Annotated in this window: 11 protein-coding genes; 2 read left to right on the plus strand and 9 right to left on the minus strand. The window is 40.6% G+C overall.

Features of this window, described 5'->3' with window-relative positions; all coding sequences use genetic code 11:
- Positions 1-166: 166 nt before the first annotated feature.
- The 6 genes from H6G97_RS13645 to H6G97_RS13670 all read right to left on the minus strand — a co-directional run bounded on the left by H6G97_RS13645 (position 167) and on the right by H6G97_RS13670 (position 7772).
- Positions 167-1552, minus strand: a complete 1386-nt coding sequence (locus H6G97_RS13645; protein WP_190941122.1) for a ScyD/ScyE family protein — start codon at positions 1550-1552, stop codon at positions 167-169.
- 97 nt (positions 1553-1649) lie between these two features.
- Positions 1650-2954 carry a ScyD/ScyE family protein gene (locus H6G97_RS13650; RefSeq protein WP_190941123.1) on the minus strand — a complete coding sequence of 435 codons (1305 nt, stop codon included), beginning with the start codon at positions 2952-2954 and terminating at the stop codon, positions 1650-1652.
- 115 nt (positions 2955-3069) lie between these two features.
- Positions 3070-4038 carry a scytonemin biosynthesis cyclase/decarboxylase ScyC gene (scyC, locus tag H6G97_RS13655; RefSeq protein ID WP_190941124.1) on the minus strand — a complete coding sequence of 323 codons (969 nt, stop codon included), beginning with the start codon at positions 4036-4038 and terminating at the stop codon, positions 3070-3072.
- Positions 4039-4063: 25 nt separating this feature from the next.
- Positions 4064-5125, minus strand: coding sequence for a tryptophan dehydrogenase ScyB (gene scyB / locus H6G97_RS13660; RefSeq protein ID WP_190941125.1), 1062 nt, complete (start codon positions 5123-5125; stop codon positions 4064-4066).
- Positions 5126-5632: 507 nt separating this feature from the next.
- Entirely contained in the window at positions 5633-7519 is a 1887-nt protein-coding gene (gene scyA / locus H6G97_RS13665) for a scytonemin biosynthesis protein ScyA (protein WP_190941126.1), read from the minus strand.
- A gap of 82 nt (positions 7520-7601) precedes the next feature.
- On the minus strand, positions 7602-7772 hold the full coding sequence (locus H6G97_RS13670) for a hypothetical protein (protein WP_190941127.1): 171 nt from the start codon (positions 7770-7772) through the stop codon (positions 7602-7604).
- Between the two features lie 1469 nt (positions 7773-9241).
- Here H6G97_RS13670 and H6G97_RS13675 point away from each other — a divergent pair.
- Together H6G97_RS13675 and H6G97_RS13680 are read left to right on the plus strand one after the other, a co-directional pair.
- Positions 9242-11209, plus strand: coding sequence for a scytonemin biosynthesis sensor histidine kinase (locus tag H6G97_RS13675; protein WP_338421690.1), 1968 nt, complete (start codon positions 9242-9244; stop codon positions 11207-11209).
- Between the two features lie 155 nt (positions 11210-11364).
- Positions 11365-12267, plus strand: a complete 903-nt coding sequence (locus tag H6G97_RS13680; protein ID WP_422394182.1) for a response regulator transcription factor — start codon at positions 11365-11367, stop codon at positions 12265-12267.
- Positions 12268-12364: 97 nt separating this feature from the next.
- Here the strand turns inward: H6G97_RS13680 and H6G97_RS13685 are convergent, their stop codons facing one another.
- From H6G97_RS13685 to H6G97_RS55360, 3 genes are all read right to left on the minus strand, one after another.
- Complete coding sequence (locus tag H6G97_RS13685) at positions 12365-13567, minus strand: AAA family ATPase (protein WP_190941129.1); 1203 nt, start codon at positions 13565-13567, stop codon at positions 12365-12367.
- A gap of 718 nt (positions 13568-14285) precedes the next feature.
- The gene (argJ, locus tag H6G97_RS13690; protein ID WP_190941130.1) at positions 14286-15449 is read right to left on the minus strand and encodes a bifunctional glutamate N-acetyltransferase/amino-acid acetyltransferase ArgJ; all 1164 of its coding nucleotides are present in this window, start codon (positions 15447-15449) and stop codon (positions 14286-14288) included.
- Positions 15450-15670: 221 nt separating this feature from the next.
- The gene (locus H6G97_RS55360; protein WP_338421693.1) at positions 15671-15862 is read right to left on the minus strand and encodes a hypothetical protein; all 192 of its coding nucleotides are present in this window, start codon (positions 15860-15862) and stop codon (positions 15671-15673) included.
- Positions 15863-16079: the final 217 nt, after the last annotated feature.

Genomic DNA, 16079 nt, shown 5'->3' on the forward strand with positions numbered 1-16079 from the left:
AAGTCCTGGTTGTATGAGTGTATACTCTTTCCTAGACTAATATTCGTTCCCAGTCCTAGTTCGGGAACCCTAATATTTGGGCTGCTGCCTGCTGTTTGAAATGCAACTTTCTGTGTGAGGCAGCAGCCTATTCTCTAACTATTACCTGACACCAAGTAATGAGGAATTAGACTATCTCTGCTTTGGGTAGTAACTCTTCACCCAACTTGTGTTGGCGTTTGCGCTTGGCGATCGCACCAGTTGCGCCTACACTAGCAAGTGCTAATAAGCCAAGTATTGAAGTAGGTTCGGGGACTTTTTCGGCAACGAGACCATCCACCCGAACAACCGATCCTAGTTGTGGGCCGACACCGCGCTTGGTGATGTATATTTGCCCGTCAGGGCCAATATCGATTCCAGCAGATGATTCCAACCCTTCACCCGCAGCAACCAGCGTTGTGCGAGTTAGATCAGGAGCAACTTTAATCAGAGAACCGGGAAGGAACCGCAAGTCACCCTGCAACTGGGATTCGTCGCCGAACTGTAACACCAGCAAATTGCCTTGATCGTCAAAGGTTAAGTCTGTGATTTGTGTAAACCCATCCAGAAAAACCTCTGGGTTGCCATCTTCGCCGATGCGGAAGATCCGCGATTCATTTTCTGGATATGGAAAACCTGAATATTCCGCAACGTACAAGGCTCCATCGGGGCCAATCGTGCCACCTGTAGGTACTGATTGAATTGCGATGTTTCCTCCTGGAAGTATGTCTACTAACCCTGGAGGCAGTTCTTGTCCTGGTGGAAGGGGTGGCAATTTTGAAGCACTAAGGACTTTCTTAGGAATTGCAATTGCCTCAGACTCACTTCCGTCAAGTTTGACTTTGTAAGCGGCGTTTCCACCCCCGTCAACGACATAAGCAGTATCGCCATCAATGGTCAAATCAAACGGATTGGTAACTACATCCCCACCGTCTGGGTTATTAGCAATTTCATACTTGCCGAAGTCGAAAATACTTTCCAGCTTTCCGGTATTCAAGTCAGCTTTGAAAAGTTGTGCTAAAAGCGGGGTATTCAGTACTTTATCGGGTGTGGATGGGGGGAAAGTAATTAGTTGCTGCTCTGGGATCGGGAAAGTAGCACCAAGGTTAAGTGATTCTAGATCACGATTTCCTGGATAACCGGCAAACCCAGTTAGAAGATAAGCATTCCCCTGAGAGTCGAATTGTACGTCTTGAATACCAGCGCCTTGGTTGCCACTGGGTTGCTCTGCTATAGATTCAAAGTTATTGAATAGACGCTGTGTGGTGCCATCTGATGCAACTTTGACCAGTGAACCACTATTACCAGCACAGATAGGCTGAAACAGAGTACTCGGAGATGGTTGGCAATTTCCGTTCCCTCCGATACCTGGCTCTGCTACGTAGAGACTGCCGTCAGGGCCAAAGCTAACACCCCGTGCATTACTGACTCCATCGACAATTGTTGTTAGTGTTGCAGCTTGTACAGATGGTGTTCCACAAATAGCAGCCAAACAAAATGTCAGAGATGTAAGAGCAAATGATTTGAGTTTCATACCTTTGGAGATTGAGAGTTAAATAAATGGAAACTTTTATGGTTTTAAAGACAACGAATCGCAGTCTTTGAGGAACGTAGGATTGGTTTGAAACTCTTTACTTGAGCGCCACAACTCCATTTATGGGAGGTTTAGTAGCTCTCTTTTTGTGCAACCAAGCAACACCTAAAGCACCGATCGCTAATATGCCTAAAGCAGAATCAGGTTCAGGGACAGATTTGATATTTTCAATTCTGAGAACTTGTCCTTTTCCTGGGCGATCGCCTCGGTTTGTGACGTATACGGCATCATCAGCACCAATAGTTAGGGCGCTAGGTGACTCTAATCCATTGCCACTCAGAAGAGTTGTGCGTGTCCCATCGGCAGCTATTTTGATGACAGAACCATCAAAATCACCTTTCCAGGCTGACTGATTGGCGTACTGCAAAGCATATAAATTGCCTTCAGTATCAAATTCCAAGTCTGTGAGTTGGGTAAAACCATCGGCGAAGACTGATGATGTTCCATCTACACTGACTCGATAAATTTTTGCGCCATCTTCTGGGAAGGGAAAACCTGTAAATTGGCTGACATAATAAGCACCATCAGGCCCTTTGGCCACATTTGAGGGGACTGCTTGGCTTGCAAATTGCGATGGGCGAAGCCCCGCCGTAGGCGATCGCACCTCTTCACCTTGAGATGGCACTTGTGCCGGTTCATTGGATGGTGTACCGGAGGGTGGAAAAACTGGATTAGTCAAGATGTCTTGGGGAAACGCAACTATCGCCTGCAAATTACTACCATCAGCGTTAACACTGAGTAAGTTGTTTGCACCTGCATCAACTGCAACTAACTTATTGCCATCTATTGCAAAACCCAAGGGATTGCTACCGACATCACCACCATCGGGATTGTTGGCGAGTTCATAGTTAGCTAAATCGGCAATACTCGCCCAGGAATTGGTTTTAAAATCGGGAGCGATAATTTTACCAAGGTCAGTGTCACCTAAATTGCGATCGCGAAAGGCTGGATTAGCCCCATACCCAATCAGAACATAAGGTTTACCTTGAGCATCAAATTTGATATCACGGGGGCCAGCCGCTCCAGTGCCATCTGGTAATGCTAAGGAAGGAAGTCCTGTAAGTATGCGCTCAGTTTTACCATTCTCAATTTTGGTAACTGCTCCACTTGTGCCGTAGCATAATGAATCGCCTTGACCGCTTGACGGTGGAACACAAGCGCCACTTCCCCCTATTCCCGCCTCTGTAACATAGAGATTACCATCAGGGCTAAAGCTCAAACCTCCGGGGCTATATAGACCGTCGGCGATTACTGAAAAGGATGCAGCTGAGGCAGCTTTGATTCCAGAAAAAGCGGCAACACAAAAAGTTAGGAAGGTAATCGTAAGTTGTCTCAGTTTCATGTGTTGCAATACAGCTTATCGTGGGAAATTTAGGGGTGAATTTTAAACGCAGAGTAACGCTGTAGACGCTTTTGCGGCTTGCCGCAGGCTGGGAAGCGCAGAGGGGCGCCGAGGTTTAGTTGGTAACTAGTGCTTCTGGAGTTTTTGGTAGATAGCTCATTCCTAGGTCAAATGATTTGAGATTGCCAGCTTTGGCTTCTAGTAAACGTTTGATGTTCATGCTCTCAGCGCCAAAGTCTTCAATCTGAAGTTTGCCGTGGGTCACAGTACCGTCTGTTTTCCAGAATGTGATTCGATGCAGAATAAAACCAGAAGCTTCAGGATCAGCGAAAGCATAAGCGGTTGGGATGAGTAAGGCTACAGAGCGCTGGTAATATTCGTAATCTGGATAGAAATGTTCTTGCTCAAGCAAGTAGTATTTACTCAGACTATGAACGCGTACAGATACTTTTACTTTCTGGTCATATTCATCTTTGAATTCACCTGATTCAGACGTGATATCACCATTTGGTCGTAATAAATGCGCCCACTCATCTACGTTGTTTAGGTCTTTTAAGTATTCAATGCCGATATCAATTGGGGCATCAACATAAATTGTGTCTGTATCAATAAAGTGGCTTCCTTTAGCTGCTGAGGTCAGACCTGCCTTGCGTTCTAAATTACCTTTGAGAGAACGACATTCGGAAGTATGTACTGTATGAATTCCCTGCATAATCATTTGAGTCTGCCGTTTGGGATCGACAAAGCTCAACCAATGAAAATACACACCTTTTTCATCTGTACCTGGCTCGATGTAGTCTGTAGGAAACAACAAGACAGGGTAAACTTGAAAATATTTCTGATACTCTAATCCGCAGTGCCACTCAATGCCATAAAACAGCGGATTTTCTAGTTTTTTAACGTGATAGTAAAGATTTTTGTGATAACCAGATGCAGTTCCCAGCCAGGTATCTTCGTCAATTTGTTCTTTCATCCGGCTATAAAGCGTCCATTCATCCAAGTTCTTTAAACTACAAAGGTAGTTAAAGGCGCTCTCTGGTGAAGTAGCGATATAAGCTGATGTTGCAAAGGTATTTTTTTCCACTTCTCACTCCTTAAGATAATAAAAATTAAGCTGCGAACGCTTTAGTCTTGTTTCGTTTACCGTTCTGAATACGGTCTTCTGCTAATCGCTTGGCAGCATCGTTAGTAGTAACTCCCTGCTGGTTAGCAATATCAAAAATTGCTAATAGCGTGTCATAAATGTTATGCACTTGCTTAAATGCTTTTTCTTCGTCATAACCAATCATTTCGTTATAAACATTGATTAGCCCTCCAGCGTTAATTACATAATCAGGGCTATAAAGAATTCCTTTCTTGGTAAGCATTTGGCTATGTAGTTGCTCATTTTCCAATTGATTATTGGCTGCACCAGCAATAATAGAAGCTTGCAGAAAAGGAATTGTATGACTATTAAGAATTCCTCCTAAAGCGCAAGGAGAAAATATATCTACATCAAGAGAGTAAATTTCGCTTGGCTCTACAATAGTTGCGCCAAAAAGCCGTTTTGCTTCTTCTGCTTTGGCTGGATCTACATCGCTAACAAAAAGCTTGACATCATGCTCATGTAAGTGTCGGCAAAGATTTTTGCCTACATTTCCTAAGCCTTGAACTGCAACTTTCATGCCATCAAGTCTTTTGCTCTGCCAACGAGATTCTACAGCAGCTTTAATTCCGAGAAAAACTCCTAAAGATGTTATAGGAGCGGGGCCACCAGATTTTTCTGATACTCCAACAACATATTTAGTTTCTTGGCTGATTGTCCGCACATCGTCGGGGGTAATATTGACATCCTGTCCGGTAATAAAGCGCCCATTCAAGCTATCAACAAAACGACCATAAGCTCTCAACAGATCATCTGTTTTATTTTCAGGATTAGCGATAATGACTGCTTTGCCTCCACCAGCCGGAATGTTAGCGCAAGCAGCTTTATATGTCATTCCCCGACTCAAACGAAGCGCATCTTTCAAAGCAGCTTCTTCGTTGACGTAAGGCATGAGCCTTGTCGCTCCCATCGCTGGGCCTAAGCTCGTGTCATGGATGGCAATAATTGCTTTAATTTCGGGATTTTTACCATGACAGAAGAGAACTTGTTCGTGACCCATTTCTCTAACAGTTTCAAATAGCAGCATCTTGACCTCTCGATATTGGTGGGAATTGGTTAGAGAAAGTAATGAACATTACGAAATGTAAGGATATAGACAGAAAAACACTCTCGAAGATTAAGATTGAGTGAAGTAATAAATCTCTTAGTGTTCAAAAATCAAACATTTAAAATTCCAACTTGCGGAAATGTGATTTTTGGTTGGAATAAGAGAATGAAGAAACGAACCGCCCTGTTTACGAAAGGCTTCCGCCAACGCGTAGTGTCTCATTAGAGAATGACGTAAACAGAAGGACACTTTTGTGGGTGGGTTTGCCGACTTGAGGGAAGTATCAGTTGCAATGGGAAGATAGTTGTCAAAGGTTTTTGTATCAGTGCTGTGAATTTCTGAAAGATTGGAATGCTCCCGTGTTTTACTCTTTTCCTTAGCGTCCTTCTCTACAAGACGCTACGCGTTGGCGGTTCGTTACAAAAATCTTCGAGCCGGAAGCAAGTAATTTCTGTAACAATCTCATTCGATTGCCAGCTTTTAAAGTCAAACCATTGGAAATGAAACTTGCTTGGCTGGATTTTTAGCCGAACTTGATTTAACTCCTTGTGCTGCTAAACTTTTATTACGTGCACCAGATGGTGCTGGTCGATCAGCGTCAATCACTACATCGATCAGAAAGGGAACATTTGATGCGATCGCTTGTTCTAATGCTGCTTCGATATCTGACTCTCTGACGACTACGATCGCTTCTGCTCCCATACCACGGGCAATCATGGCAAAATTTGTCGGTGGAAGTGTTGCATCTGCACCCTTTAATCCCAAGATTTTCATCCCTTGATGGCACATGTTGTAACGTGCATCGTTAAGTACAATCCAAATCGCGGGAATTTTGTATTTCACGGCCGTGCTGATTTCGTTATTCATCAGCATGGCTCCATCGCCAACAATTCCTACAGCTTTGCTATTGCTCGCCAGCGCTGCACCCAATACTCCTGTGACGGCGTGACCCATTGCTCCAACTCCGGTGCTGACTCGGTAACGATTAGCTTCGGAAAATTGCAGCATGTGAGTTGACCAGGTAAACGAGTTACCGCACTCTGCCATCACTATGGCATCGGTATCTTCAACAATTATCTTTTGAATTGCTGCCATCAATACTTCTGGCCGCACTGGATAATCTACGTCTGGTGCAGGTTCAATTGCTTTGTGTTCTGGATGAGGTAGGGACAAAGTTGCGGAATCAGGAGCATCCGGTAATTGCTGCAACAATTCTTTCACAAAAGCTTTGATATCAGACCGAACTCCGAAAGTTTCAACGTGGGGATAGGCTACGCCTGGCACTTCTGGGTCAATATCTACATGGACAAAACCTTCTTTTGGAACTAGCGCCGAACTCCAGAAGGAAGTCGGTTCACCAAGGCGGGTTCCTAATACGAGTGTGCGTAGTGGAGGTTGTTGTTCCATATAAGTTAAGACGGAAGCATGACCGCCTAAACCTGTGACACCTACAAACTGGGGATGATCTTCGGGGAAGATACCTTTACCACGGGGTGAACACATGACGGCTGCTCCGGTTTTTTCAGCGAGTTCAAGGATTTCCTCTGCTGCGTCACGCGCGCCGAAACCAACCCAGATGGCAAAGGGGCCAGATGATAATAACTCTACAGATTTAGCGATCGCTTCTTTTGAAGCAGTCATCGGAAACGGAGCAACATTTAGTTGAGGTAAAGATATATTCTCAAATAAACTTGTCTGCACTGCGGTAGGAATACTCAAATGAGCCACAAATCCACCTGGTTGCGCCATTGCTAAAGCAAGTTTGCGGAAAATCTGCGGTAGTTGAGCCGCAGATTCAATAGTGATTGCATAGTTAAATAGCGCTCCTGGGGTAAAAATCCCTCCGCTTGGCAATGTATAAGTGCTAGTTTCTTGAATTGCCCAACGTCCACGTTGCGGTGCAGAGGTGCAAGCCGATATCAAAATTACCTTTGCACCTTCGCCACGAGCTGCAAATAATCCGGTGAGGGCGTTGGTGATCCCCGGCCCTGCTGTAGTAAAAACCACAGTGGGACGATTGTTAGCAAAGTAAGCTTCTGTCGCGGCAAATGCGGCTCCTGCTTCATGGCGGAAGTTCAAGACTTCTATATTGCTATTAGATAGCGCACCCCAAAGGCTTGCCATTGCACCACCGGCAACACCAAAAGCGTAGCTTACTCCCAAATTTACCAACATTTGAGTGATCGCATCGGCAACTGAGAGGGTTGGGGCGATTTCATCGTTTAAAAAAGGCTCAATTCCGCCATTCTTCTCCGATTCATCAAACTGACGTGTATCGTCAGACACAGATTCTACATATCTATTTGCTGGAAATTCCTTGTATGGCTCAGTGGTGATGAGAGGAGAGTTTGAACCAGTATAGTTTTGACTCATTGGTTTCACATTATTACAGGAAATTACACAAAGACTTTTCAGTTTACAATCACAACGCTAGAAATATTTATGACAAACAACTCTATTGTTGATTACAGCGATGACCTAACTCGGTCGATAGTAGAAATGGTTGATCGCTGCTGATAGATGCTTGTGAGCGCAGTACCAAAAAATTTTTACCGAAAGCATACAACAGTTGAGGCTGTGCTTCTTGAAACCAGAATAAGGGAGACGAAGATGCTTGTGCAATCAAAAATCTTTTGATTGAGGTGTCAAATTTTTCGTTTTAATCTTGATAGGTACAGTAATTAAGTAGGTTGGTAGGGAAAAACTAAACCATGTAAACGCCCATAAACTAGCAGCTAACCTGGATTCAAGCCCTTCTCATAATCTTTATAAAAGTTAACATAACTAGCTTTAATAGTACCTACCTACTTTCTAATACGCATAGCAGGTTTTTAATTTGTGAAGATCGCTATGATAAAAACCTGATTGACAATGAAAAATCTTTTGATCTGGGTGTAAATTCTTTCGCTTAAATCGTGATTGCGACATTTCCAGCTTAGTCGATTCAAAAGATTGATATCATGGCCCGCCATAGGCATCGCAGCAGCAGTATATGACTAAACTTACAATAGAAAATATCTTGATATATTTGTCAATTCTTTTGCTTTAGGACTTACATAAGTTTTTATGCCAATTTAAAGCATAAGCCGAAGCCCCACAGTTTGGCGGTCTTTATATTGTCACCAAAGACTCTTGGAGTCAATTGTTTGTAACGATAAAGACATCGTTTCTTAACTTTGTGTAAATGAAAATCGGTATATTTCTTTTGAGAAATGATTAAATATTCAGTAATTAATACCAAGCATAGTGTTTTTTATTGCATGATGTCCATAAACTGTACTTAGTTTAAGTATATAATGTTTGGTTTCAAAAAAATAAATACATTTATACGTAGAATACACTTATTTCTCTAATACAAATGTACATCTTACGACAGATGACTAAGCATATTCATCTATAGTTAGATACCTGAGAAGGTAAGTTAAGATAAATTAAGAAAATAAATTGAGGACTAAAATTTGTTCATTTGGGTCAAGCCAAGCACTGCACATCGCATTTATGTTGAAAATCAAACGACTTTAGACTAGGAGAGTACGGCGTAAATCCAGCCACCATCTCAATTAACCAGACAAGTTGCTCAAGCAACTGATTAAAGACAGGCAAACTTCCACCGTTCTGTACTAGTAGTTCGCTAAAGCCCTTGGCACGGGAAAGATTAAAGGATAAAAAATCTTTATACTTTAACCTTCCCCCAGTCGAAACCTAGCAATTTTAGGTTAGTGAACCATATTTAGTTCTGGAGCAGGACTAGTTTAAATTTAAAATATTTTTTCTACTTAATAGATTAAGAGTTTTCAACTCCTATCTAAGAAGTCTTGCTGACTAATATAAATTTGATTTGTCTAAATTTGCTGTTGCCATAAAAGGCTATTAAAGTCAATAAAAAACTCTGAATTAATTTACTTTTTTTAGGAAAAATTAATTCAATAAATTTCTATTTATTGGTATGATAAGTTTTGTTAACACCGTTAGTAATTTTTTCTATCTTACTAACTAATCTTATTTTAACAGCCTGACAGTGCAGCAATAATTTGAGTAAATTATGACTATTAATTCATTAATGGCCATTGCGCTGATTAATTACCAGGAGCAAGTATGAATATGAATTCTGGCGAACCTACATTAACTAGATCAAACAATCAAAAGGTAATAGAACCAGAAGTAGAGATGAACTTTGCTCACTTTTTGATTAATCACGCTGTAGATGCTGCTTTCTGTTTAGGAGCAAACGCGCAATTTCTTTACGTCAACGATGCCACTTGCCTAATGACTGAGTATTCTCGTGAGGAATTACTTTCCATGAGGCTGCATGATATAGATGTAGACTTTTCTCTACGCAATTGGTCAGAAATTAACTCACAGAGTTCCGTTACCTTTAAATCTCGCTACCGGACAAAAGGAGGTCGGATATTTTTAGTAGAAATATCCATGAACTATGTCAAATACAAAGAGATGGAATTTGGCTGTGCCTTTGCGCGTGAGAAGACTGATGAAATAGTAGAACTAAGCGTGCAAAAGTGGACTAATGAATTAAGGGATGCCAAAGATAATTTGCAACAGGAATTTTCTCAACTCAAGGCCAAAGAAATAGAACTAGAAACATCTCTTTCTTTGCTTCGTTCTACTCTCGAATCTACTGCCATTGGTATTGTTGCAGTTAATTTTGAGGGAGATATTCTGAGCTTGAATCAGAAATTTGTTGATATGTGGCAGATCCCGGAGTCCCTAATATTATCTAAGAAATGTCCTCGATGCAAAGCCTTTTTTGAGAATCAACTCAAAGATCCAGATGCCTTTAATCGCCTAATTTGGGAAGTATCAAGCCAATCTGATTTCGAGAGCTACGATATTTTGGAGTTGCAAGATGGGAGAGTTTTTGCACACTACTCTAAACCTCAGTGGCTCAAAGGCAAAATTATTGGTAGAGTGTGGAGTATTTGGGACATTACTCAATCGAAACAGACTGAAGAAGCATTACGGCTGAACGCAACTAGATTTCGGACTTTAGCAGAAACTACAGATACCAGCACTTTTCTGATTCAAGGCACACGACTTTGCTACATAAATCCAGCGGTAGAGAAACTCACTGGCTACACAAAACAGGAACTGCTAACGGGTTTTGATCTTCGCCGACTGATTAAAAGCAAAAAACGCAGGCAGATACGTCAGCAAGATGAAGCAGCTAATTTTGAATATCAGGAGATGAATATTTTAACAAAAAACGGTACGGAGCGCTGGCTAGCTTGTGCAGTTGCCAAGCTTGATGGAGGGTTGGATTTTGGGGGAAACCCAGTAGAAATGATTGCAGGTATCGATATTACCGATTATAAATATGCAGAATTAGGTCTTAACCAAGCTTTAGAACAAGCCAAACAACTTAGCGAACTGAGAGCGCGTTTTCTGTCTATGGTTTGCCATCAATTCCGAACTCCGCTGAATATTGTTTCATTTTCTAATAGTTTATTGAAAGAAGAGGTAGACAAACGTACACAGAAAAAAATACAACCATTACTCGATCACATTCAAAAAGCAACCGAACAACTGAGCCTGATGTTGGATGATATTTTGTTCTTCTCTAAGGCAGAAGCAGCAAAATTAAACTTTGAGCCGAAACCGCTTGAATTAGTTCAGTTTTGTCATGATTTAGTTGCACAAATGCAGATGAGCGTTAGCCAAAAGCCAATCAATTTCGTAACTCAAGATAAGTCTATAACAGCCTGTATAGATAAAAAACTCTTAGAGCCTATATTGAAGAATTTGCTAGATAATGCAAGAAAGTACTCTCCCTCAGAAATGGCAATTGAGTTGAAATTATATTGCCAAAATGATAAGTTAACTTTCCAGGTAAAAGACATGGGAATCGGTGTTTCATTAGTAGATCAACAAAGAATATTTGAGCCATTTTACCGTGGAAGTAATATTGATCATATACCTGGTACTGGACTAGGATTATCGATTCTTAAAACCCTTGTAGATTTACATCACGGTCAAGTTTCTGTAGAAAGTAAACTTGGTGTAGGCAGTACGTTTACGGTAATCCTGCCATTAATAAAATCAGAGTAAATCGGTTCCAAGTTATGAATGTTTAAATCCAGATAGTTGTTAATTAACTAACAATGATAACTACCGGAACGAGGTAATTTATCTTATGCCTATTTAGATACTCACCAAAGAGTTTAGTAATCAGCTTCTGTAAAAATCTATAGTAATAGAAAATGATGTCTAAATCCTCAAATAAAATTCTCGTGATTGAAGATGATAACGTTACCCGCGATCTTTATTTAAAAGGTCTTAAGGCTAAAGGTTTTGATACAATAGGCGCTGACAATGGTCTTGCAGGCATCCAGCAAGCACAAGAGTATATACCCAACTTAGTGATTTGCGATATCACGATGCCCGATATGGATGGTTATGGCGTTTTAGCAAGGCTACGCCAAGATCCTACTACAGCAATTATTCCCTTCATTTTTCTGACTGGTAGTAGTACCAAAGCAGATGTTCGCAAAGCTATGGAATTAGGAGCTGATGACTATCTTACTAAACCCTCTACACTAGACGAATTGCTCAGAGCGATCGCAATTCGCTTAGAAAAGCAAGCGACTCTCCAATACTTATGTTCTATTCAATTCGAGAAAGCTCCAAAATCAGCCTTTGCAGATCATAATACTACAGCGATCGCTGGAGGTGTTGCCGTAGTCGCTGATAAAGAAGCCCCTAATAGAGAACCCCCTGACAGAGATGCCAGGATTCCTTCTAAATCAATTTTTCCGTCCATTCCCCAATTGAAAGAAGTTTTCGACTTTATCGAAGCCCATTATCATCAAGGAATTACTTTGTGTGATGTGGCTGTTGCCGTTGGTTACTCACCGGCTTATCTAACTAACCGAGTAGCAAGGCAGACAGGAGAAACTGTAAACTGCTGGATTGTCAAACGCCGGATGGCGGGAGCTCGTTTTTTACTGCAAAATAATAATCAGACAGTCGAGAAGATAGCGAAAGAATTGGGCTATCAGGATGTGTCTCATTTCTCCCGCCAGTTTCGCCAACATCACGGTTTACCTCCCCAGGCTTGGCGCAAAGAACATCAGCTCGTATCGCAAAGACAGGTGCAACTCTGGTGAAAGTAAATTTACAGCAATTTTTATTTAGATTAAGACTGAGATGGAGAGTAGTCTAATTCAACAAGAAAACCAGTATTCCTCCTGTCCTCTGCCTCCTTTATATAAATAGTTGCGTAAACTCATATATTAAATCCACCCTACCTTTACGTAACATGGCTGGATCTAATCTTTCAGTGGTGTTGCAAGTCATCAAGACAACTAACCTTTGCTGCATCTGAATACCAGAGTCATCAATTACACTCTGATACAAAGTGCCATCCAGCAAACTGAGAATGTGTTCGGTTTTGTTATTATATTGCGCTACCTCAGAAGCACGATTTTGCGCTAAATTATCAGCTTCGTTAATAACTATACAAATACGCTCTATGTAAGTCGGTGGGACAAAGTTAGCGATCGCATCATGATCTAAAATAAAAATTACATACCCTAAAGGTACAAGAATTTCTTTTGCTACTGCCTGTGTCCAGACTGTTTTACCAGTACCTGGTTGCCCATGCACAACAACTGCTAACTGGTTTTGATTAAGAATCGCTTGCTGTACAGAATCTGTAAAGTTTTGTATGTCTGCGGGAAATGTCCGAATGTTAAATTGACTATGAACTTTGCCTACACGACTTTGATATCCACTCAGCATCACTGCTAAGTCGTAAGTTGCTTTGTTAATTAGTGGCGCGAGATTTTTCGCCATTAAAGTATATTGTCGTCGTCCGCGATCGTAAGGATCAATTTGCAACCAAACGTCAGACTTCGACCAGTAAGCATAAACAGTATTGATAACGTCTAAGCGTTCCCAGCTAATAAATCTATCTATAGGAAAATAAAAGTCTCTTTCTGAGTGATACTGGGTAATAATGTCAGGATTACCCAATACACCTAAAACTCGCAATACAGTAATTTCTTGCAGTCGATTAAGAACATAATCAATGGGAATGCTACTACGACTGACAAATTGGACAATAGGCGTTTCCGTACTCAAAACATCTTTGTAGCGATGATCTGGTGATTGAGGATCTGGCGTGATGTAATTCCAAAACTTTTCAACTTCGTAGCGGGTATTTTCAGATACAACACTTAATAAATTAGCCCACCAAGCATAATTATTCCGTCCCAAAATATCAGCAACATTACTTGCTAAATTCAAACTTTTTTGAGTTAGTTCGCGGGAGTCACTGTACAATAGTTGCCACAAAAACCCCCAGTCTAATTCTCGGTTAAACGGTCGCCAACCGCTAGCAAGCAAGCTTTGCCGGGTATTATTTGTCGGAGTACCTTCATTACTTCTAAAATAGTCAAAATCCATATTTATTAGTTATGCAGCGTTAATCGAGTTATTTTGTGTGAAGTAGGAGATTTTGAAAAACTTTTTCGTAAATTTAACTAATTGCGTACAAATGGTAAGTTTATTTTCTCCATACTGTACTAGTTAGGAAGTCTTTTTAATTTAACTCATTATTTATGTATTATAGCGTAATACAAAAAGACTACTGTGTCAACTTTTTTGACAAAGTAATTCATAAGTCAATACGCTTGGGTTAAGGAATGAACCCCAACATTTTCGGTGGTTTGTTGGGTTTCACTTCGTACCCCTACGGGCATCTTGCTACAAACCAACCTACGCAGTTTATGCTTTTTGACGCTAACTGAACTGTATTGTTTTCAAACCTCGTTTCTAGCTAGGGCTATTGGCAATACTTTTCGGATAAACCCAATAATCTCTCTTTTGGCCTGGAAAAAGGTTAAAGGGCAAAGGGGGAAAGTAAATTTAAACCCTTTCCCTTTCTCCTTTAACCGAAAAGTATTGGGGCTATTGGTGTCAACTTAGGGTAGAAGTTAGCCAGAGCTTGCGTTATTGCGTTGGACTCATTCCCTAACCCCTTCTTCCACTATTGGAAAAGAAACTGGGGGCGAGGGTAAAACTCATACAGTCAGAAGATTTCAGCTTAATTTGACACCTATGACAAGCTGTGACCCCCTACTATCACCAAACGCATTACATTATTAATTAGAAATTATTTTAATCAAGTTGAGTATTTGCCATTAATTTCTATATAACCCTCTGAAAGATCACAACCCCATACAGTTGCAGAGGCTTCGCCAATATTAAGGCTAACATGAATATTTACTTGATCTTTAGACATAGTTTGCCGCAACTGTTCCAGATTTTCATTAGTTAAACTATCAGGATAAACTTTCACATTATCAAAACTGATAACAACTTTTTCGGGATTTATTTGCTTTTCATTCTCACATTTTCCTATAGCCATAGCAACTCGTCCCCAATTCGGATCTGCTCCATAGACAACGGTTTTTACTAATGGTGAATTCACAATTGCTTTAGCTACTTTTTTAGCTTGTGCATAGTTAATTGCTGAATCTACAGTCACTTCAATAATCTTCGTAGCACCTTCAGCATCTCGTGCAATTTTCAGCACCAATTCATGTGCAACTTCTTGCAATGCACTAGCAAAATCTGATTCAGAAACTTCACCAGCCAAACCATTAGCGAGAATCACAGCGGAGTCACTAGTAGAAGTGTCAGTGTCTACGCTTAGGCAGTTGAAGGTTTTATCTATAGTAGAGCGAAAAATAGAACGAAGGCTATTTGCAGAGATTGCAGCATCAGTAAAAAAGAAAGTTAATAGGGTAGCCATATTCGGCTCAATCATACCGACACCTTTAGCAATTCCTACTAGCTTGGCGTTTCCTATTTGTCGTGTAGCTAGTTTTGATACTGTATCGGTGGTCATAATAGCACGGGCTGCGGCATCAAAATCAGCATCAGTGAGCTTTTGTCCCAATCCTAATAAACCGGAGCGGATTTTTTCAATCGGGTAACGTCTGCCAATTACACCTGTAGAAGCTATTACAATATTATGTGTAGCAATTCCAGTTTCATCTGCAACTAGTTGTAGAACTTCTTGTGCATCGGCGATACCACCAGAACCATTAGCTACATTTGCATTTTTAGATATAACGACAATTCCTTGTGCTTGTGAATCTTTTAAGCTACCGCGGCTAATAGTAACACTCGGCCCCGCAAAAAGGCTTTGAGTGAAGACTCCATCAGCAACACAAGGAACTGATGATTTAATAAATACAAAATCATCAGTTGTGTCTCGTATTCCCAAATTAGTAATAAATGTACTAAAACCTTGAGGTACGGAAGATATGTTTGATGACATTTTTATAAATTTAATAATTTTATTTAATTATCTCATATCATTTACAAAAATCTTTGCAATATAGAAAATTGCTATATGAGCGTGCATTTGTATCCCTCAACAAAAATATCTGTGGCAAAAATTTTATGAATAGTAGAAACCAAAAATCTATAATCAGTTAATGTAAAAGTGAATGTTGTCCATCCATTACTACTTTCTACTTGAATGTTTGCTTGCAGTTGTTAAACTAATTTCTGTACTATAGGTAAACCTAATCCCGAACCACCTTGATTCCAGATATCTGCATTGGGGATGCGATATAATTTCTCAAAGATTCGTGGTAACTCTGTCACCGAAATTTCTGCTGAATTACTGATAGTAATAATAGTTTTTGCGGGCGCTTCTGAGAAATTGTGATTTACACTTAAGATAATTTCACTACCCGCAGGTGTCTATTTACAGGCGTTATTAAGCAATTCTACCAAAATTCGTTCTCAGATAATACTATCTGAGAACAGTGGTGAGAGATTTGCTGGGAGATTCAGCTGTAGAGTTTGCTGATGTTCTTGAACATGGATTTGAAGCCTGTTTGCACCTAAAAATAACACTTTAAAACATAAGTAAGATTGCCGGAATTGGAACGGTTTGCTA

Origin of the sequence: Nostoc flagelliforme FACHB-838 (assembly GCF_014698065.1) — a bacterium.
Taxonomy (GTDB): domain Bacteria; phylum Cyanobacteriota; class Cyanobacteriia; order Cyanobacteriales; family Nostocaceae; genus Nostoc; species Nostoc flagelliforme_B.